This is a genomic window from Microbacterium nanhaiense, from assembly GCF_014646015.1.
GTDB lineage: Bacteria > Actinomycetota > Actinomycetes > Actinomycetales > Microbacteriaceae > Microbacterium > Microbacterium nanhaiense.
The window spans coordinates 39,773-63,263 of record NZ_BMMQ01000003.1 but is presented as its reverse complement, the minus strand read 5'-3'; the positions used below and the strand labels follow the sequence as shown (position 1 = coordinate 63,263).

The window sequence follows — 23,491 nt, the reverse complement described above, 5'->3', positions numbered from 1 at the left end:
CGCGCCCGTCGGGGCCTACTCTTCCTCGTCGTCGGCCTCGTCGTCGAACTCGTCGATGTCCACGCCGTCGACATCGCCGGCGTGGAGGTACTCCCCCGCCTCGTCGGCGTCGTCGTCGCCTTCCAGATCGTCGTCCTCATCGTCGTCGGCGTCATCGCCCTCGGCCGCTTCCTGCGCCGCCAGCGCCTGCTGCGCCTTGAACTCCTCGAGGCGCTGCGACCACGGCACCCAGTCCGGGGCCAGGAGCGCCCCGTCGCCGGGGAGCAGCTCCAGCTCGAGCACGGTCGGCGCGGATCCGGGGACCGACGCGAGCGCGACCGTCCAGAACCAGCCCGGGTAGCCGAGCAGCGTCGTCTCGAATCGCAGCAGCGTCACCCCGTCGTCGCTCGCCTCGTGTCCGGCGAACTCGCCGATCGACGAGGCGGGAGTGACCTCGTGCAGCGCGGCGAGGGCCAGCTCCCGAGATTCGTCGAGGCGGTCCTCGATGTCACGCGTCGATGTCATCAGCGACCTTCCGGAGCACGGCCGCGATCTTGCGCGCGTGCGAGTTCGAGGGGTAGCGACCGCGCCGCAGGTCGCCGCCCATGTCGTCGAGCAGCTTCACGAGGTCTTCGATGATGACGGCCATGTCGTCGGCGCTCTTGCGCTGGGCCTTGACGGCGCTCGGCGGCGCGTCGAGGACCGACACCGACAGCGCCGAGGGCCCACGGCGTCCATCCGCCACGCCGAACTCGACGCGCGTTCCCTTGCGAACGGTCACCCCATCGGGGAGCGCGCTGGCGTGAAGGAAGACGTCCTGTCCGTCGTCGGAGGCGATGAAGCCGAAGCCCTTCTCCTCGTCGTAGAACCTGACCTTGCCGGTGGGCATGGCACACCTCACTGAAAACTGCTGCCAACAAAGAAAAAGGGATCGAGCGATCCCTCGTATCCCAGGGTACCGCGCACAGCCAAGGAAGGTATCGTGGGCACGATGAGCAATAACGACGACGGCGCGCCGGTGGTTCGCCGTATCGACAGGATCTTGGCGTTCGCCTCGCTCGGGCTGCTGCTGATCTCGGTGGCCTGCTTCTTCGCGACGATGATCATCGGCGAAGGCGTGTGGCCCATTGTCATCATCGTGCAGGCGTACGGCCCCATCGTGGCCTTCTTGCTCCTTTTGGTCCTGCTCGTCATGAGCTTCGCGCGACGGGGCAGGGCCCACAAGCAGTGACGCGCCCCGAGAGCACCGCGCAGCGCGTGGTCGCCCAGCGGCTCTCCGCCGCACGCGATCATGAGCTCTCGGAGCTGTTCCGCGTCCGCGGCATCGCGCCGCACGCGGCACCCGCCACCGGATGGCGCGACTTCTTCGATGCCGCCGAGTATCTGCTCGAGCCGGGCTCGATCGACACCGCCCTCACCCGCCTCGGGCGCGACGAGCTCGCCGATCTCATCGCGGGCGGATCCCGTGAGCTCCTCGCCCTGACGGACGCGGACGGCCGCACGCTCCCCGCGGTCGCCGAGCGCCTCCGCGGCGTGGAGGTCGCGGCGCGCGGATCCGCCACGCCGACACCGGCCGACGAGGCCGGGGCGGCGCGCGCCGCCGAGCGCGCCTTCACGACGCTCAGCGGCATCGCGGACATCCTGATCCACGCGGCGCAGACCCCGCTCGGCCGCATCGGCACGGGCGCGCTCAGCGTGACGGAGCGGAGGCGCCTCGCGGAGCAGGGCTTCGCGCCGACGCCGGAGGAGGCGGACCTCCTCGTGAGGATCGCGGTGAGCACGGGCCTCCTGGTAGGCCGGGATCGACAGCTCGGGGTCTCCGAGGCGGGCGAGCACTGGCTCTCGCTGGCCACTCCCGAGCGGTGGAGCACGCTCGCGGTGCGACTGCGCGACGCGCTTCCCGCGGGGCTGCGCACCGCCGACGGCGGCTGGATCCCATTGGATGCGTGGCCGGACGCCTACCCGCTCGACCGGTCGTGGCCCGCGCGCGCCGCCGAATGGCTGGCGCTGGCCGAAGCCCTGGGGCTCACGGCGGGGGCCGCCGAGCCGGCATGGGCCGCTCCCCTGCGCGCGGGCTCGGATCCGGATCCCGGCCCGCTCGTGGCACTCATGCCGCACGAGGTCGACCGGGTCTTCCTGCAGAACGACCTCACCGCGATCAGCCCCGGCCCGCTCGCGCCCGCGCTCGACGCGCGCCTGCGCCGAATGGCCGTCCGCGAGAGCCGCGCCCAGGCGTCCGGCTACCGCTTCACGGAGGCCTCGATCGCCCAGGCGCTGAGCTCCGGCGAGACCGCCGACAGCCTTCGAGCCTTCCTCGGAGACCTCTCGCTCACCGGCGTTCCGCAGCCCCTCTCCTATCTCATCGATCGCGGGGCCGCCCGTCACGGCCTCGTCCGCGTCACGACGGACGTCGACGGGCGCACGACCCTCGTCCGAAGCTCCGACGCGACGCTCCTGCGCACGCTCGCGGTCGACCAGTCGCTGTCGGGAATCGGGCTGTCCCCGGCTGGCGACGCGCTCGCGACGCGCACCCCGCGCGACGTCGTGTTCTGGGCGCTGTCGGAGGCGCGCTACCCCGTCGTCGCGGAGAGCTCCTCGGGCGAGGCGGTGCCGACCGGCCGCAAACGCGTCTTCGCCGACCCCGAACGGGCGGATCCCTATGGCGAACTGATCGCGCGGCTGCGTGCCCATCAGGGCGACGACTCCGAGTCGGCCTGGCTCGAGCGCGAGCTCGCGGGCGCGCTCCGAGACAGGACCCTGCTCGCGATCGTCGTCAATCTTCCCGGCGGAGCGACGCGCGAACTGGTTCTCGAGCCGATCGGGCTCGGCGGGGGCCGACTCCGTGGCCGCGATGCGGCGGCGGATGTCGAACGCACCCTGCCGCTCTCCCTGATCGCGTCCGTGCGGCCCGCGTAGACTTGTCGGTTATGTCCGGCCCGCTGATTGTCCAGAGTGACCGCACGGTCCTACTCGAGGTTGCTCATCCCGACGCCGAGGCGGCACGCCACGCGCTCGCGGTCTTCGCCGAACTCGAACGCGCGCCCGAGCACATCCACACCTACCGCATCACGCGGCTCGGCCTGTGGAACGCGCGCGCGGCCGGGCACACCGCCGACGACATGCTCGCGACGCTCGACCAGTACACGCGCTTTCCCGTGCCCCCGTCGGTCGCGCTCGACCTCCGGGAGACCGTCGGGCGGTACGGCCGGCTGACGATCGAACGCGGCGACGACGGCGAGCTGCTCCTGCGCTCGTCCGACCGCGCCGTGCTGGCCGAGGTCGCGCGGAACAAGCGGATCCAGAACCTGCTGATCGGGCATCCGGATCCGGAGACCTTCGTGATCGACGCCTGGGCGCGCGGACAGATCAAGCAGGAGCTGCTGAAGCTGGGTTGGCCCGCGGAGGACCACGCCGGATACACGCCGGGAACGCCCCACGAGATCGCGCTCGACGAGGACGACTGGCAGCTGCGGCCGTATCAGCGCGAGGCCGTCGAGACGTTCTCGAAGGACGGATCCGGCGTCGTCGTGCTGCCCTGCGGCGCGGGCAAGACGCTCGTCGGCGCGGGCGCCATGGCCGCGAACAAGACGACGACCCTGATCCTCGTCACGAACACCGTCTCCGCGCGCCAGTGGCGCGACGAGCTCCTGAAGCGCACGACGCTGACGCCGGACGAGATCGGCGAGTACTCGGGGCAGGTGAAGGAGATCAAGCCCGTCACGATCGCCACCTACCAGATCCTCACCGCGAAGCGGAAGGGCGTCTACGCGCACCTCGACGTGCTCGACGCGCTCGACTGGGGTCTCATCCTCTACGACGAGGTGCACCTGTTGCCGGCGCCGGTGTTCAAGCTCACCGCCGATCTGCAGGCCCGGCGGCGCATGGGTCTTACCGCCACGCTCGTGCGCGAGGACGGCCGCGAGGGCGACGTGTTCAGCCTGATCGGCCCGAAGCGCTACGACGCGCCGTGGAAGCAGATCGAGCAGCAGGGCTACATCTCGCCCGCCGCCTGCTTCGAGGTGCGCGTGGAGCTGTCGCCCGATGAGCGCCTCGAGTACGCGGCGGCCGCCGACAACGAGCGCTACCGCCTCGCGGCCACCGCCCCCGAGAAGCTCGAGGCCGTGCGCGACATCGTGGCGCGTCACCGCGGCGAGCAGATCCTCGTGATCGGCCAGTACCTCGACCAGCTCCAGGAGCTCAGCGACGGCCTCGGCGCTCCGCAGATCACGGGATCCACCCCCGTGGACGAGCGCGAGCAGCTGTTCCAGGCGTTCCGCGACGGGTCGCTGAACCTGCTCGTGGTGTCGAAGGTCGCCAACTTCTCGGTGGACCTGCCGGACGCGTCCGTCGCGATCCAGGTGTCGGGATCCTTCGGGTCCCGCCAGGAGGAAGCGCAGCGGCTGGGGCGCCTCCTGCGTCCGAAGTCGAACGGGCACACGGCGAGCTTCTACACTCTCGTGGCGCGCGACACGGTCGATCAGGAGTTCGCGCAGAACCGCCAGCGCTTCCTCGCGGAGCAGGGCTACAGCTACACGATCCTCGACGCCGACGGTCTCGTCGCCGCGTAGGCATCGGCAAGAGCCGCCGCCGCCGACACCGCGCCCGTGAAGACGGGTGCGGCCGATGGCCGGAGCGTGGCGGATCCCCTGTCGTCGAGAACCGCGCCGCCGGCCTCGGCGACGACGAGGATCGCCGCCGCATGGTCGATGGGGTTATAGCGGTGGACCATCGCGGCGACGCCCCTGCCGAGCGCGACGCCGGCGAGCGTCGCGGTTCCGGATCCGGGAACGCGGGTCGTGCAGTGCCGCGCCGCGAGCTCCTCGAGCAGCGGCACGAAGCCGGGCCACGGGTCGGCGCCCGCGAGCTCCGTCATCACGATGCGGCCCGAGAGCGGATCCGCACCGGCGGCGTCGGCGATCGCGAGGCGCTCGCCCGCGCGCCAGGCGCCGCGCCCCTCGGCCGCGACGATCGGCACGCCCCCGATGGGGTCGAGCACGGCCCCGACGACGGGGCGACCGTCTTCGACGAGTGCGAGCGAGAAGCTCGTCCAGGGAACCCCGTTTGCGAGGTTCGCGGTGCCGTCGACGGGGTCGAGGTACCAGCACGGGCGCCCCTCGGACGACGCGCCGCCGTACTCCTCGCCGACCATGTCGTGCTCGGGGAACTGCGCCCCGATCACGGCGCGCACCCAGCGCTCGACGCCGCGGTCGACCTCGGTGACGTGATCGGCGGGGCTCGTCTTCGTGTCGACGGTGCCGACACCCTCGCGGCGGGCACGGGCGACGATCTCGGCGGCGTGGCCGGCGAGTTCCTCGACGATCGTGAGGCGCCGGCCCGGTTCGTCGGCCACGGCTCCGCGAACCGACGCGAGGTCGTTCGAGGTGAGGGAATCGACGCCGAGCGCGGCGAGGTGCGCTGCCTGCGCGGGATCGTCGACGGTCCAGCACGCGGCGCGCGCCCCGGCGGCGTGGACGGCGTCGAGGAACGCGGGGCCCACGAGCAGGTGCTGCGCGTTGACGAACGCCGGCGCGAGCTCGGCGAGCTCGGCGGGCGACGGCGGCTCGGCCGTGTACCAGGCCTGGTGGATCACGGCCTCCGGCATGGCCGCGCGCACGAGCCGCATCGCGGGCGTCGCGCCGCACCACTCGACGTCGTTCTCGGCGCCGGCGCCGCGCACGACGGCGACGGACGGGAGCGCGGGATCCTCGTGGTCCATGTCGATGAGGAGGGGCACGCCGGCCCCGCGCAGTGCGGCGAGCGCCTCCGCGAGCGTGGGGATGCGGCGAGCGCCGCCGCCGAACTCGCGCACCTCGGCGAGAGTCAGCTCGGCGACGCGGCGCGGGTCGCCCCAGATCCGTTCGAGCGTCTCATCGTGCAGCAGCACGACCTCGCCGTCGCGGGTGACGCGCACGTCGATCTCGACGACGTCGGCGCCGAGTTCCACCGCCGCCCGGATGGCCGCGAGGGTGTTCTCTGGCGCGGAGGCCGAGTGGGCGCCGCGGTGCGCGACGTACCGCGGGCTCACGCGGCGATCCTCTCGATCGGGGCGAGCGAACGGGTGTCGAGCACCCCGTTCGCGTAACGCAGTGCGCTCTCGATGCGCACACCGACGTCGGCGCCCACGGCAGGGGTCTCGCCGCTCACGTACGCGCGCAGTTCCGTGCCGCGCGCAACGACGGCCACCTCGGCGAAGTGTCCGTGAGGGAGGACGCGGGTCACGCGCCCGGGGATTCCCTCGTCGGCGGGGACAAGGACTACGTGCTCGGGCCGCACCATCCAGTGCACGTCGTTCTCGCCCGGCCCGAGGTCGGGCGACGCGAGGCGGTTGCTCGAGCCGATGAACCCCGCGACGAATTCGGTCGCGGGTGCGCGGTACAGCTCGGCGGGCGCGGATACCTGCTCGATGCGGCCGCCGTTCATGACAGCGACGCGGTCGCTGACGGCCATCGCCTCCTCCTGGTCGTGCGTCACGAGCACCGTCGTGATGCCGAGGCGCTGCTGGATGTCGCGGATCTCTTCGCGCACCCGCACGCGCAGCTTCGCGTCGAGGTTGGAGAGGGGTTCGTCGAGCAGCAGTAGCTTCGGGCGCTGCACGAGGGCGCGCGCCAGCGAGGCGCGTTGCTGCTCGCCGCCCGAGATCTGAGCGGGCCTGCTGTCGGCGTGGTGCGACAGACCCACGAGTTCCAGCACCTCGGCGACCCGGTCGGCGATCTCGCGGCGCGCCACGCGGGCGACCTTCAGCGGGTAGGCGACATTCTTCGCGACGGTCATGTGCGGCCACAGCGCATAGTTCTGGAACACCATCGCGCTCGGACGCCGCTCCGGTCCGAGCGCCGTGACGTCGGATCCCTGTACCTCGATCGTTCCGGCGTCGGGGGTGAGGAAGCCGGCGATCATGCGCAGCGTCGTCGTCTTGCCGCAGCCCGACGGGCCGAGGAGGGATACGAGCTCGCCGGGCTCGAGATCGAGCGAGAGGTCGTCAACGATCGTGCGGCCGCCGAGGATCTTCGTGAGGCCCGCGAGTCGCAGGCCGGGTGTCATCGAGTTCATGTGGTCCTACCGGATCTGGAAGCCCTCGGCGAGCTGCCCGCCCATGATGTATTTGCGGGTCAGCAGCAGGAGGACGACGGAGGGAATGGAGAGCAGGATCGCGAAGACGGCGGCGACCTGCGTCGGGTAGTTGAGGACGAGCGAATACATCTCGGTGGGCATCGTCATATAGGACGGGGCGCCCACGAGGTACGTGCCCTGCGCCTCGTCGAAGGAGGCGAGGAACGACATGACGGCGGCCACGAGGATCCCCGGCAGCGCCATCGGGAGCGTGACGGTGAGGAACACGCGCAGCTTTCCCGCGCCCGCGTCGCGCGCGGCCTCCTCGAGCGAGCGGGGCACGGCGCTGAACGCGGCGGCGGGGATCCAGGTCATGAAGACGACGGTGCCGATCACGTGCACGATCACGATCCCGAGCGTCGTCTCCATGAGGTTCAGCCCGTAGAAGATCGTCGCCATCGAGACGAACAAGCCCATCTTGGGGAAGGCGTTGGTCGCGAAGAGACCCACGAGGAAGAAGCGGCGCCCCGGGAAGTCGAAGCGCGAGAACGCGTACGCCGCCGGCAGGCACACGATCGCCGACACGAGGACCGTCACGGGGGCGAAGAACAGCGAGTTGCGCATCGAGGAGAACAGCCCCGGATCCGCGAACACGGTGCGCCACCAGTCGAGCGTGAGGCCGGAGGGCAGGAGGCTCGGATAGCGCCATTCGGTCGCGAACGCGTGCGCGGCGAGCCAGACGAGGGGCCCGAGGATGAACCCCGCGACGATGAGGACGAGGATGACGATGAGCGCGCGCCCTCCGGCGCGGCGGGCGGCGAGCATCAGACCTTGCCCTCTTTCTTGGCGCTGCGGAAGTTCGCCCACACGTACAGCGCGGCGACGCCCGAGGCGAGCACGAACACGACGACTGCGAGGGCGGCGGCCTGCTGCGGCTGGTTGAACGACTGGAACTGGTTGCTGATCGAGACGCCGAGCTGCTGCGGGGCGTTGGGCCCGACGAAGTACGGCACCGTGAACTGGCCGAGCACGCCGATGGCCGTGAAGGTCGCGGCGATGACGAGCGGGATCCCCGCCATCGGGATGAGCACGGTGCGGATCACCCGCAGGGTGGAGGCGCCCGCGTCGCGAGCGGCGTCGATGAGGGCCTGGGGCACGCCCTGCATTCCCGAGGTGGCCATGAGGAGCGCGAACGGCAGGTTGACCCACACCGACGCGATGATGACGCCCGTGATGGTGAAGCCGTAGGTCGGGAACTCGATGCCCCACTGCGCGAACAGGCTGCGGAGGAAGCCCGTTCCCGAATAGAACTGCAGGATCGCCCACGAGGCGATCACGACGGGGATGAACATCGGGACGACGCCGAGGCCGGCGAGGATCGCGCCGAGCCGCCCGCCGCGCAGTCGCAGGAACACGGCGATTCCGATCGCGATCGCGAGCGTTACGAGCGTGGTGACAACCGTGACGAGGATTGTGGCGAGCAGGTCGCGGGGGAAGCGCGCGTCGGCGAAGAGCTGACGGTACGCGTCGAGCGTGATGAGGCCGTCGGCCTCGTGGACGTTCTGCCCGATGGCCGCGGAGGTGCTGTTCAGGCCACCGGTCATGCCGAAGCTGAAACCGATGGCGAGCAGGACGGGGAATCCGACGAAGAGGGCGATGATCACGACGGGCGGGAGCGCCATCGAGAAGCCGGTCAGACGCCGGCGCCTCTCGAGTCGCTCGGCCGCCGAGGCGGCGGGGCGCGCGCGGCGCGCGCGGGCCCCGCCGACGACGGGGGCTGTCGCGGTCACGGGACCAGCTGGTCCCACATGTTCGACATCTCCGCGCCGACCTCGCTGTAGTAGCCGGGGCGGAGGGCGCTCGGGTCGGCGTCCGCGAACTGGTCCTGCACGTCCTGCGGTAGCGTCGACAGATCCACGACCGGGTAGCCCGAGATCTGTTCGGCGATGATCTGCTGCCCCTCGGCCGAGAGCACGAAGTTCACGAGGTCGATCGCGGCGTCGGTCGCGTCGCTCGTCTTCGGGATCCCGAGGTAGGAGGCGTTACCCGTGAAGCTCGGGTCTGCGATCTGTGTGAACGCGATGTTCTCGCCGATGAGGCCGCTCTGCTGCGAGGTGAGGAACTGGTCGCTCCAGACGGGAGCCATGGAGATCTCGCCGGAGCCGAGCATCTCGAGCACCTGGGTGTTGCCGTTGGGGTAGACGCCCTCCTGGTACATCGAGGGGCCGAGGGCCTTGAGCCGGTCGAAGCCCTCGCTCCACTTCGCCATGATGTCCTCGTCGACCTCGGTGCGCAGGGCGTCCTGCTCGTCGGCGGTGAGGAAGCTGTCGAGCACGGTGGTGACGAAGGCTCCGCCGGATCCTCCGGTCGAGGGCGAGTTGTACGCGAACTCGCCGGGGTTGTCCTGGATCCACTGCAGCAGCTCGTCCAGGGTGCCGGGCGCATCGGTCACGGTGTCGGTGTCGTAGGCGAGCAGCACCGAGGATGCGCGGTAGGGGATCCCGTATCCGCGACCCGCGGCAACGGTCGTCTCAGGGACGTCGGCGAGACCCGAGACGGTGTCCGCCTCGATGTCGAGGAGCGTGCCGGCCTGCGCCGCGCTGGAGGTGACGAAGCCCGCGTCGATGAGGTCGTAGCCCGGGTCGTCGCCGGCCTCGGTCGCGGTCGTGAGCTTCGCGACCGTCTGCTGGTCGTGCTCGCCGTGAAGGTCGATCGTCGTGTTGACGGTGACCCCCGGGTTCTCCTTCTCGTATGCGGGGATGATCCCGTTGTCCCAGAGGTCCTGCACGTTGGTGTCGCCCGAGATGAAGACGGTGAGGGTCGTGCCGTCGCCGCCGGACGACGCGTCGGCAGAGGTACCGGTGGCCGCGACCGGCGCGCAGGCGGTGAGGGCGCCGACGGCGCACACGGCGAGGAAGCCCGCCGCGAGGGAACGCTTGTGAGTCACGATGCTCGTGTCCTTTGTGAGGGGGAAGGTGTGGGGGTGCGATCCGCATCGCACCGTTTCGATGATTCGGTCGCCGCGTGGCCGCGAGGTGAACGCACGGTGACCGTTCGTGAGGCCGCAGACGAACGAATCGAAACGTTGCGATCTGCGGGTACTGTGATCCCATGGCTCCCACATCTTCGGGCGGTCGCGGGCGCGCGGGGCGCGTCACGATCGCGGACGTCGCCGCCAGCGCCGGGGTTTCGACCTCGACCGCGTCGCTCGCCTTCCGCGGCTCCGACCGCGTCCTCGGCGACACCCGCGACCGGATCCTCGCGGCCGCCGACGCGCTCGGCTACGACGGCCCGCACCCCGTCGCGAGTTCGCTGCGCAGGGGCCGCAGCGGCATCGTCGGCATCGTCGTCGCCGAGCGCGTCGGCCTCGCGTTCCAGAACCCCGTCGCGCTCGCCACGATGGACGGTCTCTCGGAGCGGCTCGACTCGATCGGGTACGGCCAGCTCCTGCTGCCCGGCAGGGCGCGCCCTCTCCCCCATCCGGATCCCCTGCGCACGCTCCCCGTCGATGCCGTCGTGTTCGCGACGCGCGGCGAGGAGTTCGACCAGCTGCTGCCGCTCGTGCGGGCGCGGCGCGTGCCCATCGTGGGCATCGAGGGCCCGCATGCCGACGACGTGACGCTCGTCGAGGTCGACGACGCGGGCGGGATGACGCAGATCGCCGAGCACGTCGCGCGACTCGGGCACCGGCGCGTCGGCGTCGTCATGCGCACGACGCAGCCGGGCGAGACGCGGGCCCCCGGGCCCGCCGTGCCGATCCTCGAGGGGATCGAGGCGATCACGAACGGCACGATCCGCGGTCGCCTCCAGGCCGTCGCACGGGTGTTCCCGGATGCCTTCCGGGTCGAGGCCGGGGGTCGCGATTCTGCCGCGGGCACGGCCGCCGCCCGCGCGCTCCTCTCACTCGGCGAGGCCCCGAGCGCGATCCTCGCCCAGAACGACATCCTCGCGGCGGGCGCCGTGACCGCGGCGCGCAGCCTCGGGCTCGACGTACCGAGGGACATCACGATCACCGGTTTCGACGGCATCGAGGTGCCCTGGCTCGATGTGCCGCTCACCACCGTGAAGCAGCCCCTCCGCGGCCGCGGGCGCGAGGCGGGGCGCCTCGTCGACGAGCTCCTGAACGGCGGATCCCCCGCGAACGTGATGCTTCCCGTGTCGTTCCGTGCGGGGGCCACGGCGGCCCCGCCGCGGACGCCCCGCATGTAGGCGATCACCGCGCGATGTCCGGATATCACCCACTTCTGTCAATACACCCGACATAATGGGGACATGACCGCAGCGCGAATCCTTGTAGTCGACGACGAGCCCAACATCCGTGACCTGCTCTCGCAGAGCCTGCGTTTCGCAGGATTCCAGGTGCGGACCGTCATCAATGGTGCCCAGACGATCTCCGCCGTCCTGGAAGAAGAGCCCGACCTGATCGTTCTCGACGTGATGCTGCCGGACATGAACGGTTTCAGCGTGACCAAGCGTCTGCGCGACGCCGGGTACACGGCACCGATCATCTTCCTCACCGCGAAGGACGAGACGGAAGACAAGATCAAGGGGCTGAACGTCGGCGGCGACGACTACGTCACCAAGCCCTTCAGCCTCGACGAGATCGTCGCCCGCATCCAGGCGGTGCTGCGCCGGACGATGCAGACGGAGGACGAGGAATCCGTCATCCGCACCGGCGAACTCACGATGGACCAGGACACGCACGACGTCTACGTCGGCGAGACCGCCATTGACCTCAGCCCCACCGAGTTCAAGCTCCTGCGCTACCTCATGCTGAACCCGAACCGCGTTCTCAGCAAGGCGCAGATCCTCGACCACGTCTGGGAGTACGACTTCAACGGCGACGCCGGCATCGTCGAGAGCTACATCTCGTACCTGCGTCGCAAGATCGATCCGCACGCCGCCGAGTCTCTGATCCAGACCAAGCGCGGCTTCGGATACATGCTCAAGGTCGACAAGCTCTAGTTCGAGGACGATTCCCTGGCCGCGCGAACAGACCCGTTCACTCGGTGGTGGCGCCGCATCAGTCTGCGGGCCAAGATCACCGGAGTGACGGTCGGCGTACTCGCGGCCGGGCTCGTCGCCGCCGGAATCGGCACCCTGCCGGTGCTGCAGGGTATGCTGCGCGCGAACATCGATTCGACGGTCGAGCAGCTCGCGAGCACCAACATCTACGAGACGCTTTTCGATGTCAAGACCGACCCGGTCACCGGCGCGCCCGTTCTCGATGAGAAGGCTGCGCCGCCGCGCACCGACTACATCGTCGCGATCTACGACGCCGACGGCGAGCTCGCGGCCGTCGCGGGAGGCACCGAGGGTTCGCGCCGCTATCCCGTCTTCCCGACGTCGCTGAAGGTGCAGGACGCGTTCCTGAATCAGGACGCGTCGTTCACGCTCCACGCGCTCACCGGATCCGATTACCGCGCGGCGGTGGCCCCCATCGAGGTCTCCGGAGAGAACTCGAACGCCCTCTACGCGCAGCTCGTCGCGCAACCCGTCGGCGACGCCGACTCCTTCGTGGGTACCTACGTCGGGGTGTTCACGACCATGACGGTCATCACCCTCATCCTCGGTGCGCTCGGCACCCGGCTGCTCGTGACGCTCGCGTTCCGACGGCTGGGCCAGGTCGAAGAGACCGCGATGAGCATCGCCGAGGGCGATTTCTCCCAGCGCCTCACGGAGATCGAGCCCACGACCGAGGTCGGTCGCCTCAAGATCGCAATCAACACGATGCTCGATCGGGTCGACGAATCGTTCGCCGAGCGCGACGCCGCGGTCGTGAAGATGCGCCGCTTCATCGGCGATGCGAGCCACGAGCTCCGCACGCCGCTCGTCAGCGTGCGCGGCTATGCCGAGCTGTATCGCATGGGCGCGATGCAGACCGAGGAGGACACCGCGAAGGCGATGGAGCGCATCGAGAAGGAGGCCAAGCGCATGTCCTCCCTGGTCGAGGACCTCCTCTCTCTCGCGCGTCTCGACGAGCGGCGCGCCCTCGAGATCGTCGAGGTCGATCTGCGCCGGGTGGCGAGCGACGCCGCGCTCGACGTGCGGGCCGCGGATCCGAGCCGCACCGTCACGGTCATCGACACCACCTTCGAGGCGTTCACGGGACCGGTGCAGGTGCTGCCCGACGAGACCGCCTCGCCCGCGACGGAGGAGCCGCCCGCGCCGACGGCCCCGCTCCCCGTCCAGAAGAAGGAGACCTCGACGGGGCTGCTGAACGTCATCACGACCAGCACGGCCGCCTTCACCCGCGCCACCCGCAAGCGGCGCAAGACGGCGTCGGAGGACGCCCCGCCGGCCGCCCCCGCCGTCGACTTCTCGAATCCCGAGCAGGGCAAGCCCATCGACATGCCGCCGATAGTCGTCGGCGCGGAGGAGCCGATCCAGCAGGTCGTCGCGAACCTCCTCGGCAACGCGCGACGCTACAGCGGCCCGGACGCCCCCATCGAGCTCGAGGTCGGCGTCGATCCGGCGACCCGCATGGGGTGGATTGCGGTCGTCGACCACGGCGAGGGCATCCCCGCCGAGATCCGGGACAAGATCTTCGAGCGCTTCTGGCGAGCCGACACCTCGCGCACGCGCGAGACGGGTGGATCCGGGCTCGGGCTCGCGATCGTCTCCTCGATCGTCGAGCGCCTCGAGGGCACGGTCGAGGTCGTCGAGACACCGGGCGGCGGGGCGACCTTCCGGGTGTCGTTCCCGCTCGCCTAAGACCGCTCAGCGCGTCCACAGGCGCTTTTCCCGGGAAGTTGTCCCCGTTCGCGCCGCCCGGGCGAGCGGCCCGTGCGCGCGGCTCCTAGCGTGGTGGCAACCACCAGAAAGGAGCCATCCCATGGCACAGTTCACCGTCGACAGCGACAGCCTCCTGCACACCCGATCCGAGGTCGCCCAGGGATCCGAACGATTGCGCGCCGACGTCGCGTACATCATGGGCCGCGTGCACTACCTCGAGGGCAGCTGGCAGGGCGCCGCGTCGCAGGCCTTCCAGGGGCTCGCCGCCGAATGGCAGGCCCTGCACCTTCAGGTCGAGGAGGCCTTGAACAACCTCGCGCACCGCCTCGAGATCGCCGGCAACGGGTATCAGCAGGTCGAGCACGACGTCGCCAGCATGTTCCGCTGAGAACGACATCGGCCCCCTCTCCCGAAGGAGAGGGGGCCGATGTCGTCAGTCAGCGCTGGATCAGAAGTCCATGCCGCCGTCCGCCGGCGCGGCGGGCGCGGCCGGGGCCGGCTTCTCCGCAACGACGGCCTCGGTCGTGAGGAACAGGCCGGCGATCGACGCGGCGTTCTGCAGCGCCGAGCGCGTCACCTTGGCCGGGTCGATGATGCCCGCGGCGAGCATGTCGACGTACTCGCCGGTCGCGGCGTTGAGGCCCTGGCCCGAGGGGAGCTCGGCGACCTTGGCGGCCACGACACCCGGCTCGAGACCGGCGTTCAGCGCGATCTGCTTCAGCGGCGCCTCGATACCGATGCGAACAATCTTCGCACCCGTCGCCTCGTCGCCCTCGAGCTCGAGCTTGTCGAACGCGGTCGTCGCGGCCTGGATCAGCGCCACGCCACCACCGGGGACGATGCCCTCTTCGACGGCGGCCTTTGCGTTGCGCACAGCGTCCTCGATGCGGTGCTTGCGCTCCTTGAGCTCGACCTCGGTCGCGGCACCCGCCTTGATGACGGCCACGCCACCGGCGAGCTTCGCGAGGCGCTCCTGGAGCTTCTCGCGGTCGTAGTCGCTGTCGGTCGCCTCGATCTCGCGGCGGATCTGGGTCACGCGACCCTCGATCTGGCCGGCGTCGCCGGCGCCCTCGACGATGGTCGTCTCGTCCTTGGTGACGATGACCTTGCGGGCGCGGCCGAGCAGGTCGAGGTCGGTGTTCTCGAGCTTGAGACCCACCTCTTCCGTGATGACCTGGCCACCGGTGAGGATCGCGATGTCCTGCAGCTGGGCCTTACGGCGGTCGCCGAAGCCCGGAGCCTTGATGGCGACGGCCTTGAAGATGCCGCGGATCTTGTTCAGCACGAGCGTCGCGAGAGCCTCGCCCTCGACGTCCTCGGCGATGATGACGAGCTCGCGGCCGGCCTGCATGACCTTCTCGACGACGGGGAGAAGATCCTTGATGTTCGAGATCTTCTGGTTCGCGAGGAGGATGTACGGGTCCTCGAACACGGCCTCCTGGCGGTCGGGGTCCGTGACGAAGTACGGGTTCAGGTAGCCCTTGTCGAAGCGCATACCCTCGGTCAGCTCGAGCTCGGTGCCGAAGGCCTGAGCCTCCTCGACCGTGACGACGCCCTCCTTGCCGACCTTGTCGATGGCCTCGGCGATCAGCGAACCGATCTCCGTGTCGGCCGCCGAGATCGACGCGGTCGCGGCGATCTGCTCCTTGGTCTCGATCTCGCGGGCGTTCGCCTGCAGCTCGGCGATAACGGCTGCGACAGCCTTCTCGATACCGCGCTTGAGGCTGACGGGGTCGGCGCCGGCGGCGACGTTGCGGAGGCCCTCGCGGACGAGAGCCTGAGCGAGAACCGTAGCCGTCGTCGTACCGTCACCGGCGACGTCGTCGGTCTTCTTGGCGACCTCCTTGACGAGCTCCGCACCGATCTTCTCGTACGGGTCGTCGAGCTCGATCTCCTTAGCGATCGACACACCGTCGTTCGTGATCGTGGGGGCGCCCCACTTCTTCTCCAGAACGACGTTGCGGCCGCGCGGGCCGAGCGTCACCTTGACGGCGTCGGCCAGCTGGTTGAGGCCGCGCTCGAGGCCGCGACGGGCCTCCTCGTCGAAAGCGATCATCTTTGCCATGTGTGTTCGTCCCTCCCGGACGTAAGGCCTGTGTTCTTTAGCACTCACCGATAGCGAGTGCTAAAAGCATTCTGGCACTCGACCCCTGTGAGTGCAAACCGCGGAGGAGATTACTCGGTCGCGCGGTCCAGGCCGACCACGATCGTGAAGCCGCCCTCGCTCTGTTCCGCGAACTCCGCGTTCTGCGCGACCTCGGCTCCGCCGAGCGCCTCGGCCACCCCGAGGGCGCGTGCGCGGTCGTCCTCGGTGACGTAGAAGACCGTCGTCGTGGCGAAGTCGGTGGCGTTGGAATCGAACACCGCGACCGAATCGTCGGCCCAACCGGCGGCCAGCAGCTCGGCCTCGACCGCGTTCGCCGCATCGGGCGACGCGGTGCCGTTGAGCACCACGATGAACGCGCTGGTGTCGAGTTCGGGCTCCACGTCGGCGGGTTCGCTCGCCGCCGGCGACGCCGGGGGCTCGATCGTTCCCGTATTCGACAACGCGAGGAAGCCGAAGATGCCGCCGGTGGTCAGCAAGACGACGGTGAGGAGCCACCAGAGCAGCGTGATCAGCCACCGCAGGCGCGGTCGCGGCGCGCGGTGAGCGCCGACCCGCGACGGATCCCGGGGAATCTCGTCGAAGCGGTCGCGCGGAAAATTGTGCTTCGGCATCCGGGACATTGTATCGGCGCGCCTGAGGGATCCCCTGCGCGCTCAGCGCAACAAATCGGCGCGGCGCGCGGTGCCCTTCTCGCGCATCCGTCGCAGGCGCCCGATCAGCATCGGGGCGTAGCTCAGCGCGGCGGGATCCTCCGTCAGGCGCCCGAGCAGCTGGTAGTACCGCGCGGGCTCCAGGTCGAGGCGCGCCCGGATCGCGTCTTCCTTCGCCGGCGTGTGCGCCGGCCACTCCCCCTCGAAATCGAGGATGGCGCGCGAGCGCTCGTCGAGAGGAGAGTCCGTCATGGTGCCGACGCTACCCCTCCGCACTGAGCGGTGACTCTGAGTCACCGCTCACAGGGCCGCGATCCACCCGCCCAGGGGATCCACTTCCGCGAGCGGGCGACCGTCGAGCGCGAGCAGGAAGCCGCGCTCGCCCTCGGGCGCCGGATCCCATGCGTCGTGAAGGCTCGCGTGGTCGATCGTGATCCAGCGCGCGGGCAGGTCCGCGATCGTCCGGATGAGGCGCGCCCGCTCCGCGCGCGGGATGTGCGGGAGCACCCCGGGCGTCGTGATGACGACCGTCGCTCCGCTCGGCGCCCGTCCGACGAGATCCTCGAGCACGCCGGGTTCCGATGCGTCGGCCGCCACCATGAGGGGCGGATCCGCCGCCGCGATGTCGAGCGCGGCGTCGATCCGACGCGCGCGCTCGGTCTCGCCGGGCCAGACGAGGCCCGAGATCCACGCGCGGTCGCGCGGGTCGCGCGCGTCGCGGGGCTGAACGTCGACGCCCGCCCGCCACACGATCTCCGGCAGCCGGGTCGGAGCGGAGACGTCTCCGCGCAGTTCGGTGACGAGCTCGACTCCGCCCGAACCGAGCGCGGCGGTGTCGCCGTAGCGATAGGTGTAGCGGTCGGGGTACAGGCACAGCCCCGCCGAGGCGCCCACCTCGATCAGCGCGATCGGCCCGCGCACGCGCGCCAGGGCCAGCGTCAACGGTGCGCAGCGCAGCGGCTCGTTGGTCTGCGTCGACCGATCCCGGCACTCGGCGAGCACCTGCTCGGCGTTGTTCCGCACGAACCTCGCCCACTCCGCATACGAGCCCTCCCCGGATCCGAGCATGCGGGTCACGGCGAAGACGACGGGCGGCTGCCGGTGCGGGGACGGGAGCCGCGCGAGGATCGCGAGGATCTCCTCGTCGGCGGCGACACCCTCGGCCCATTGCCGGTAGACCTCGCTGCGCCCGGGCGCCTCGTCGCTCGCGAATCGCGCGTACCGTGCCCGTGTATCGTCCACATCGCTCACTCCCCCATCCTGCCGGACGAGTTACGTCGAATGTCTGGGCGCGGGAATAGTTCCTGGGCCCGCGGCGTACTCTGTTGTTATGGGATACGACGTCGAGAAGACCGAAGAGGAGTGGCGCGCTGAGCTCACTCCCGAGCAGTACGCGGTGCTCCGCGAGCAGGGCACGGAGCGCGCGTGGACGGGCGAGCTCCTCGATGAGGACCGCGCCGGCATCTACACCTGTGCCGCCTGTGGGGCCGAGCTGTTTAAGAGCGGCACGAAGTTCGACTCGCACTGCGGCTGGCCGAGCTTCTACGAATCGGTCCGCCCCGACGCGGTCCAGCTGCTCGAGGACAACAGCCTCGGCATGGAACGCACCGAGGTGCGCTGCGCGAAGTGCGGCGGCCACCTGGGCCACGTCTTCCCCGACGGCTTCGGCACCCCGACCGGCGACCGCTACTGCATGAACTCGCTGTCGCTGAACTTCACCGCCGACGAGGCGTAAGCACCGACGAAAATGGCCACCCGCCTCGGCGGGTGGCCATTCGTCGTTCTCAAACCTTCGAAGCGCGGTAGCCGGCGCGCTCGCAACCTCACGGGCGAGCGGCGCGCTCCCGTATGGGATCCGCGAAGCGATACGGACCGTCGTGACGCGGGAGATCGGTCGGCGCCGTGGTCGCCCAGTACTCCTCCGCGAACGCCTCACCTCGCGTCGCCACCGCCAGGGTCACGAGCTCGAGATAACGCGACGGGAGCACCAGATCGGGATCCGCCCTGTGCTCGGCGCGACCCATGAATGCGAACACCGGCCCGGCCAGGACGGACTCGCTCTCAATCGCCGCCGTCACCTCGACGGTGTCGTACTGCGCCTCGCGAGCCTCCAGCATGACGAGCTCCGACGGCGACACCGCAAGCAGTGTGCCGAGCACAACGGATCCGGGGCCGGTGTCCGGCTGGACGTCGAGGAAGGCGCCCGTCGCTCGGGTCCCATCGTCGAATGCGAGCGGCACTCCGACGCCCCAATCGCGGCGATGCCCGCGCAGGCGCGCCGCCGGGAGCTCCTCTACGTAGCGGCCGAGCGTGCGCCCCGCGCTGATCGGCGAGACGAGGGATCCGTAACCGAAGACGTACATGAGGTGCCGGCTGAGGGGCTCGAACCCACGACCCCCGCTTTACAAGAGCGGTGCTCTACCAACTGAGCTAAGCCGGCGCAGCCCGAAATGGGCCAGGAGACAGCCTACTCGGAATCTCCCGAGTCGACGTCACCGTAGTACTGCTCGCTCTGTAGCGTCAGCAGGAACTGACTGAAATCGGCCGGGTCGTCGAGGCCACCCTCGTACTGCTGGTGATCAGCGAGAACAATCGGCTGCGTCGCGCGGATTCCGTCGGTCTCGGGCAGGTCGCTCTCCGTCGCACGGGTCGTGGCCTCGCCGATCCACGGCGCGTAGGTGTGCTCCGTGATGCACTCGTGGAGACCCGGTGCGCCGGCGTCGGCCGCCACGGCGACCAGATCCTCGTCGGTCGGCCCCTCGGTGCCGATCTCGGGCTGAGCGGACAACAGCGCGGTGTTAAACGCGCGGAACGCCTCGGGATGCTCCGACACGACACACATGGCGGCGGCGGCGGCGCGGGTCGAGTACTGCGAGCCGTTCGACTCGTTGGGCATGAGCGAGAGCGGGTGGTAGGCGACCGTGACGACGCCCTCGTCGAGGAGCTCGTAGATCTGCGGGGCGAGGTTCTGCTCGATCACCCCCGCATCCGGTGCCATGTAGTCGATGTAGATGTCGATCGCGATCGGGTTCTCGTCCATCTCGGGCCGCTCGGCCTCGGGAATCGTCGACAGGATGTCGACGCCGTCGCCCGTGAGGTTCTTGGGCTCGACGACGGGTCGGTCGAGCTCGGGCGTCACGGTCTTCCAGACCCACCATCCCGCCGCCGCCACGGCGGCGATGATCACCACGGTGATCGCCGCGCGGCGCGCGATCTTGCGACGGCGGATCCGCGCGGTGACCTTCTTGGCCTTCTCCCGCACGGCGTCGCGACGCTCATTGCTCACATCGTTGCTCATCCACAGCCCCCTCGTGCTACCCCGGAGATCATAGTGAGACCCCCTGTGAATCGCACGGGGCCGAAACGTATGACATACTGAGCACGCACCCAACGACGGGTGCGCGGAGCGCTTCGGCGCCTCGCTCATTCACAAAGGATCGTCCGGCACGTACCTGCCGGTGAAGGAGAAGCAGTTATGGCAACTGTGACGTTTGACAACGCTACCCGTGTCTACCCGGGCGGCACCCGTCCCGCGGTTGACAAGCTCAACCTCGACATCGCCGACGGCGAGTTCCTGGTTCTCGTGGGCCCCTCGGGTTGCGGTAAGTCGACTTCGCTTCGCATGCTCGCGGGCCTCGAAGAGGTCAACGACGGCGCGATTCGCATCGGTGACCGCGACGTCACCGACGTTCCGCCGAAGGACCGCGACATCGCGATGGTGTTCCAGAACTACGCGCTCTACCCCCACATGACGGTTCGCGACAACATGGGCTTCGCGCTCAAGATCGCGGGCGTCAACAAGGAAGAGCGCAACAAGCGCGTGGAAGAGGCTGCGAAGCTCCTCGACCTCGAGCCCTACCTCGACCGCAAGCCGAAGGCCCTCTCGGGTGGTCAGCGTCAGCGCGTCGCGATGGGCCGCGCCATCGTCCGTGAGCCCCAGGTGTTCCTCATGGACGAGCCGCTGTCGAACCTCGACGCGAAGCTCCGCGTGCAGACCCGTACGCAGATCGCGTCGCTGCAGCGTCGTCTCGGTGTCACCACCGTGTACGTCACGCACGACCAGACCGAGGCCCTCACCATGGGTGACCGCATCGCGGTGCTGAAGGATGGCATCCTCCAGCAGGTCGGTACGCCGCGCGACCTCTACGAGACGCCGCAGAACGACTTCGTCGCCGGCTTCATCGGTTCGCCCGCCATGAACCTGTTCCCCGCTACTGTCTCGGGCGACAGCGTCCAGATCGGCTCGCGCGTCGTGCCGGTCGTGCAGAACGTCCAGGCAGCGACGGGCAACACGGTCACGGTGGGCGTGCGCCCCGAGGACTTCACGGTGGTTCCGGCCGCCGAGGGTGGCCTCGAGGTCAAGGTGAACCTCGTCGAAGAGCTCGGTTCGGACGGTTACCTCTACGGCAACGCCGTCATCAACGGTGACGAGACGGAGGTCGTGGTCCGCGTTGACGGTCGCGACCACCCGACGGCCGGCGATGTCGTCACGATCGCGCCGAACCCCGCACGCGTGCACGCGTTCGACGCGTCGACCGGTGAGCGCCTTCCGCTGAAGTAAGCAGCAACGGCGAAGGGCCTTCCCACTCGAGAGTGGGAAGGCCCTTCGTGTTTTCCGCGTTACTCGCCCTGAGCCTGGCGAAGGGTGGAGATCTGATAGAGCGCGACCGACGCGGCGATGCCGGCGTTGAGCGATTCCGTCGCCGACGAGATCGGGATCGACACGATCTGATCGCAGTTCTCGGTGACGAGGCGTGAAAGCCCCTCGCCCTCGCTGCCGATGACGATCAGGAGCGGACGGTCGGCAAGCTCGATCTCGGGCATCTGCACATCGCCGCCCCCGTCGAGGCCGAGCACGAACACGCCCTGCTTCTTGAACTCCTTGATCGTCGACGTGAGGTTCGAAGCCATCGCGACGGGGATCCGGGCGGCCGCGCCCGCGCTCGTCTTCCACGCGGCCGAGTTCAGACCCGCGGAACGGCGCTGCGGGATGATCACGGCGTGACCGCCGAAGGCCGCGGTCGAGCGGATGATCGCGCCGAGGTTGCGCGGATCCGTCACACCGTCGAGCGCGACGAACAGCGGCGTCTCGCCACGGTCGACGACCTGCTCCAGAACGTCCTGCGGGTGCGGGTACTCGTAGGGCGGAACCTTCAGCGCGACGCCCTGGTGCACACCGTCGAAGCCCGCCATGCGGTCAAGTTCGGGGCGCGTGACCTCGAGGATCGCGAGGTCACGGTTCTTCGCGAGGGAGATCATCTCCTTGACGCGGTCGTCCATCTCGACGCGCTGCGCGATGTAGAACGCCGTCGCCGGGATCTTCGTCCGCAGCGCCTCGAGCACGCTGTTGCGGCCCGTCACGTACTCGTTGTCGTCGTTGGGACGGCGACGCGGCGCCGCTGCGCGCTGCGGCCGCTTCGACGCGGCGCGTTCGGCGAGCTGCTTCTTCTTGTACGCCTTGTGGTACGTGCGGTCCTCCGCCTTGGGCGTCGGTCCGCGCCCCGCGAGGCTGCGCTTGTTCTTGCCGCCCGTACCCTTGGGCGCGCCCTTCTTGCCCTTTGCGGCGCCCGGCCGTCCTGGCTTAGCCATCGATGCTCCAATGTGTTCCGGATGGTGTGTCTTCGAGGGTGATGCCGGCCGCCGCGAAGGTGTCGCGCAGGCGATCGGCTGTTGCCCAGTCCTTCTCGGCGCGCGCGGTCTGCCGCTGCGCGAGGAGGTGGTCGACCAGGGCGCCGAGCGCCCGGTCTGCGGATCCCGAGGATGCCGTCGCACTCGAAGAAAGAGGCAGCCCCAGCACGTCCATCATGCCGAAAACAGCTGAGAGAGCGCCCGCGGCGGCCTCGCGCTCGCCCGCGTCGAGCGCCGTGTTCCCCGCGCGGACGGTCTCGTGCACGACGGCGAGCGCCTGGGGCACGCCGAGATCGTCGTCCATGGCGCTCGCGAAAGCCTCCGGGATCCGGCCCGCCGGTGCGTCGCCGAGCTCGCGGAGCGCACGGTCGGCGAAGCCCTCAATGCGGTCGAGCGCGCTCGCGGCCTCGGTGAGCGCCTGTTCGGACACATCGAGATTCGAGCGGTAGTGCGCGGCGGCGAGCGCGTAGCGCACCACCCGCGCCGGATGCGCCGCGAGCAGCTCGGCCGCCGGAATGAAGTTACCGAGCGACTTCGACATCTTCTGCCCGTTCACGGTGACGAGCCCGTTGTGCACCCAGTACCGCGCGAAGGCATGCCCGGCCGCGGATGACTGGGCGAGCTCGTTCTCGTGGTGAGGGAAGCGCAGGTCGAGACCGCCGCCGTGAATGTCGAACTCGTCGCCGAGGTAGCGGCGCGACATGGCGGAGCACTCGATGTGCCAGCCGGGGCGCCCCGAACCCCAGGGTGAGGGCCACGACGCCGTCTCGGGCTCCCCCGCCTTGGTGGCCTTCCACAGCGCGAAGTCGTGCGGATCGCGCTTGCCACGCAGATCCGCATCACCGTCCGGGTCCATCTCCTCGGGGCGCTGGCGCGTGAGCGCGCCGTACTCGGGCCACGACCGCACGTCGAAGTAGACGTCGCCGGCGGCCGCATATGCATGGCCGCGCTCGATGAGGCGCGCGATGAGCTCCTGCATCTGCTCGATGGATCCGGTCGCCCGCGGCTCGTAGCTCGGGGGGAGGATGCCGATCGCGTCGTTCACGGCGGTGAACTCGCGCTCCACGCGGTAGGCGAGGGCCCACCAGGGCTCCGCGTCGGTCGCGTTGGCGAGAGTCTTGTCATCGATATCGGTGACGTTGCGGACGAAGGTGACACGATCGTAGCGATACGCGAGCCACCGCCGCAGCAGGTCGAACGCGAGCGAGGCGCGAAGGTGTCCGACGTGCGGGCCCGACTGCACGGTCGGTCCGCACACGTACATCGTGACGTTCGTCTCGTCGAGGGGAGCGAACTCGCGCAGCGCCTGGGCGCGGGTGTCGTACAGCCTAAGAGTCACGTA

General features: G+C 69.7%; 24 protein-coding genes and 1 tRNA gene. 9 read left to right on the top strand and 16 right to left on the bottom strand.

Going from position 1 to position 23,491, the window contains the following annotated elements; all coding sequences use genetic code 11:
- Positions 1 to 15: 15 nt before the first annotated feature.
- Positions 16 to 504, bottom strand: a complete 489-nt coding sequence (locus IEX05_RS05975) for a DUF3027 domain-containing protein (RefSeq protein ID WP_188700494.1) — start codon at positions 502 to 504, stop codon at positions 16 to 18.
- Positions 488 to 868 carry a cold-shock protein gene (locus IEX05_RS05970; protein WP_188700493.1) on the bottom strand — a complete coding sequence of 127 codons (381 nt, stop codon included), beginning with the start codon at positions 866 to 868 and terminating at the stop codon, positions 488 to 490. The genes IEX05_RS05975 and IEX05_RS05970 overlap by 17 nt, the downstream gene beginning before the upstream one ends.
- 102 nt (positions 869 to 970) lie before the next feature.
- Between IEX05_RS05970 and IEX05_RS05965 the strand changes: the two genes are divergently transcribed.
- From IEX05_RS05965 to IEX05_RS05955, 3 genes are read left to right on the top strand one after another with little or no spacing between them, the layout of a single operon-like run.
- Entirely contained in the window at positions 971 to 1,210 is a 240-nt protein-coding gene (locus tag IEX05_RS05965) for a multidrug ABC transporter ATPase (RefSeq protein ID WP_188700492.1), read from the top strand.
- Entirely contained in the window at positions 1,207 to 2,895 is a 1,689-nt protein-coding gene (locus IEX05_RS05960) for a helicase-associated domain-containing protein (RefSeq protein ID WP_229661159.1), read from the top strand. The genes IEX05_RS05965 and IEX05_RS05960 overlap by 4 nt, the downstream gene beginning before the upstream one ends.
- Before the next feature lie 11 nt (positions 2,896 to 2,906).
- Complete coding sequence (locus IEX05_RS05955; RefSeq protein WP_188700491.1) at positions 2,907 to 4,547, top strand: DNA repair helicase XPB; 1,641 nt, start codon at positions 2,907 to 2,909, stop codon at positions 4,545 to 4,547.
- On the opposite strand, the gene IEX05_RS05950 is transcribed toward IEX05_RS05955, so the two are convergent.
- The 5 genes from IEX05_RS05950 to IEX05_RS05930 are packed head-to-tail and all read right to left on the bottom strand — an operon-like array spanning position 4,508 to position 9,976.
- On the bottom strand, positions 4,508 to 6,004 hold the full coding sequence (locus tag IEX05_RS05950; protein WP_188700490.1) for an inositol monophosphatase family protein: 1,497 nt from the start codon (positions 6,002 to 6,004) through the stop codon (positions 4,508 to 4,510). The genes IEX05_RS05955 and IEX05_RS05950 overlap by 40 nt on opposite strands.
- Positions 6,001 to 7,029 carry an ABC transporter ATP-binding protein gene (locus IEX05_RS05945; RefSeq protein ID WP_229661158.1) on the bottom strand — a complete coding sequence of 343 codons (1,029 nt, stop codon included), beginning with the start codon at positions 7,027 to 7,029 and terminating at the stop codon, positions 6,001 to 6,003. The genes IEX05_RS05950 and IEX05_RS05945 overlap by 4 nt, the downstream gene beginning before the upstream one ends.
- Positions 7,030 to 7,035: 6 nt before the next feature.
- On the bottom strand, positions 7,036 to 7,854 hold the full coding sequence (locus tag IEX05_RS05940; protein WP_188700488.1) for an ABC transporter permease: 819 nt from the start codon (positions 7,852 to 7,854) through the stop codon (positions 7,036 to 7,038).
- Positions 7,854 to 8,819 (bottom strand): ABC transporter permease, encoded by a 966-nt coding sequence (locus IEX05_RS05935; RefSeq protein ID WP_229661157.1) that lies wholly within the window; start codon positions 8,817 to 8,819, stop codon positions 7,854 to 7,856. The genes IEX05_RS05940 and IEX05_RS05935 overlap by 1 nt, the downstream gene beginning before the upstream one ends.
- Positions 8,816 to 9,976, bottom strand: coding sequence for an extracellular solute-binding protein (locus IEX05_RS05930; protein ID WP_229661156.1), 1,161 nt, complete (start codon positions 9,974 to 9,976; stop codon positions 8,816 to 8,818). Before IEX05_RS05930 ends, IEX05_RS05935 begins: the two co-directional genes overlap by 4 nt.
- A gap of 164 nt (positions 9,977 to 10,140) precedes the next feature.
- Between IEX05_RS05930 and IEX05_RS05925 the strand changes: the two genes are divergently transcribed.
- The 4 genes from IEX05_RS05925 to IEX05_RS05910 all read left to right on the top strand — a co-directional run bounded on the left by IEX05_RS05925 (position 10,141) and on the right by IEX05_RS05910 (position 14,152).
- Positions 10,141 to 11,238, top strand: coding sequence for a LacI family DNA-binding transcriptional regulator (locus IEX05_RS05925; protein WP_188700484.1), 1,098 nt, complete (start codon positions 10,141 to 10,143; stop codon positions 11,236 to 11,238).
- 63 nt (positions 11,239 to 11,301) lie between these two features.
- Complete coding sequence (locus IEX05_RS05920) at positions 11,302 to 11,994, top strand: response regulator transcription factor (RefSeq protein WP_114118447.1); 693 nt, start codon at positions 11,302 to 11,304, stop codon at positions 11,992 to 11,994.
- A gap of 84 nt (positions 11,995 to 12,078) precedes the next feature.
- Entirely contained in the window at positions 12,079 to 13,743 is a 1,665-nt protein-coding gene (locus tag IEX05_RS05915; RefSeq protein ID WP_229661155.1) for a sensor histidine kinase, read from the top strand.
- Positions 13,744 to 13,864: 121 nt separating this feature from the next.
- Entirely contained in the window at positions 13,865 to 14,152 is a 288-nt protein-coding gene (locus IEX05_RS05910) for a WXG100 family type VII secretion target (RefSeq protein WP_188700482.1), read from the top strand.
- Between the two features lie 60 nt (positions 14,153 to 14,212).
- Here the strand turns inward: IEX05_RS05910 and groL are convergent, their stop codons facing one another.
- The 4 genes from groL to IEX05_RS05890 all read right to left on the bottom strand — a co-directional run bounded on the left by groL (position 14,213) and on the right by IEX05_RS05890 (position 17,772).
- On the bottom strand, positions 14,213 to 15,829 hold the full coding sequence (gene groL / locus IEX05_RS05905; protein ID WP_188700480.1) for a chaperonin GroEL: 1,617 nt from the start codon (positions 15,827 to 15,829) through the stop codon (positions 14,213 to 14,215).
- Positions 15,830 to 15,939: 110 nt separating this feature from the next.
- Positions 15,940 to 16,482: a LytR C-terminal domain-containing protein gene (locus tag IEX05_RS05900; RefSeq protein ID WP_188700478.1), complete on the bottom strand. Its 543-nt coding sequence runs from the start codon at positions 16,480 to 16,482 to the stop codon at positions 15,940 to 15,942.
- Between the two features lie 42 nt (positions 16,483 to 16,524).
- Positions 16,525 to 16,773, bottom strand: a complete 249-nt coding sequence (locus tag IEX05_RS05895; RefSeq protein ID WP_188700477.1) for a DUF3263 domain-containing protein — start codon at positions 16,771 to 16,773, stop codon at positions 16,525 to 16,527.
- A 48-nt stretch (positions 16,774 to 16,821) separates the two neighbouring features.
- Positions 16,822 to 17,772 carry a DUF2332 domain-containing protein gene (locus IEX05_RS05890; protein ID WP_188700474.1) on the bottom strand — a complete coding sequence of 317 codons (951 nt, stop codon included), beginning with the start codon at positions 17,770 to 17,772 and terminating at the stop codon, positions 16,822 to 16,824.
- Between the two features lie 79 nt (positions 17,773 to 17,851).
- Here IEX05_RS05890 and msrB point away from each other — a divergent pair, with 79 nt between their 5' ends.
- Entirely contained in the window at positions 17,852 to 18,256 is a 405-nt protein-coding gene (gene msrB, locus IEX05_RS05885) for a peptide-methionine (R)-S-oxide reductase MsrB (protein WP_188700473.1), read from the top strand.
- An 88-nt stretch (positions 18,257 to 18,344) separates the two neighbouring features.
- Here the strand turns inward: msrB and IEX05_RS05880 are convergent, their stop codons facing one another.
- The 3 genes from IEX05_RS05880 to IEX05_RS05870 all read right to left on the bottom strand — a co-directional run bounded on the left by IEX05_RS05880 (position 18,345) and on the right by IEX05_RS05870 (position 19,819).
- Positions 18,345 to 18,884, bottom strand: coding sequence for a gamma-glutamylcyclotransferase family protein (locus IEX05_RS05880; RefSeq protein WP_188700471.1), 540 nt, complete (start codon positions 18,882 to 18,884; stop codon positions 18,345 to 18,347).
- A gap of 4 nt (positions 18,885 to 18,888) precedes the next feature.
- Positions 18,889 to 18,961 (bottom strand) — tRNA-Thr (locus IEX05_RS05875).
- Between the two features lie 27 nt (positions 18,962 to 18,988).
- Positions 18,989 to 19,819, bottom strand: coding sequence for a DsbA family protein (locus tag IEX05_RS05870; protein ID WP_188700470.1), 831 nt, complete (start codon positions 19,817 to 19,819; stop codon positions 18,989 to 18,991).
- Between the two features lie 177 nt (positions 19,820 to 19,996).
- Here IEX05_RS05870 and IEX05_RS05865 point away from each other — a divergent pair, with 177 nt between their 5' ends.
- A complete protein-coding gene (locus IEX05_RS05865; protein ID WP_188700468.1) occupies positions 19,997 to 21,082 on the top strand; it encodes an ABC transporter ATP-binding protein in 1,086 nt (361 codons plus the stop codon).
- A gap of 59 nt (positions 21,083 to 21,141) precedes the next feature.
- Here IEX05_RS05865 and rlmB read toward each other — a convergent pair whose 3' ends face one another.
- Together rlmB and cysS are read right to left on the bottom strand one after the other, a co-directional pair.
- Positions 21,142 to 22,110: a 23S rRNA (guanosine(2251)-2'-O)-methyltransferase RlmB gene (rlmB, locus tag IEX05_RS05860; RefSeq protein ID WP_188700467.1), complete on the bottom strand. Its 969-nt coding sequence runs from the start codon at positions 22,108 to 22,110 to the stop codon at positions 21,142 to 21,144.
- Entirely contained in the window at positions 22,103 to 23,488 is a 1,386-nt protein-coding gene (gene cysS / locus IEX05_RS05855) for a cysteine--tRNA ligase (RefSeq protein ID WP_188700466.1), read from the bottom strand. The genes rlmB and cysS overlap by 8 nt, the downstream gene beginning before the upstream one ends.
- Positions 23,489 to 23,491: the final 3 nt, after the last annotated feature.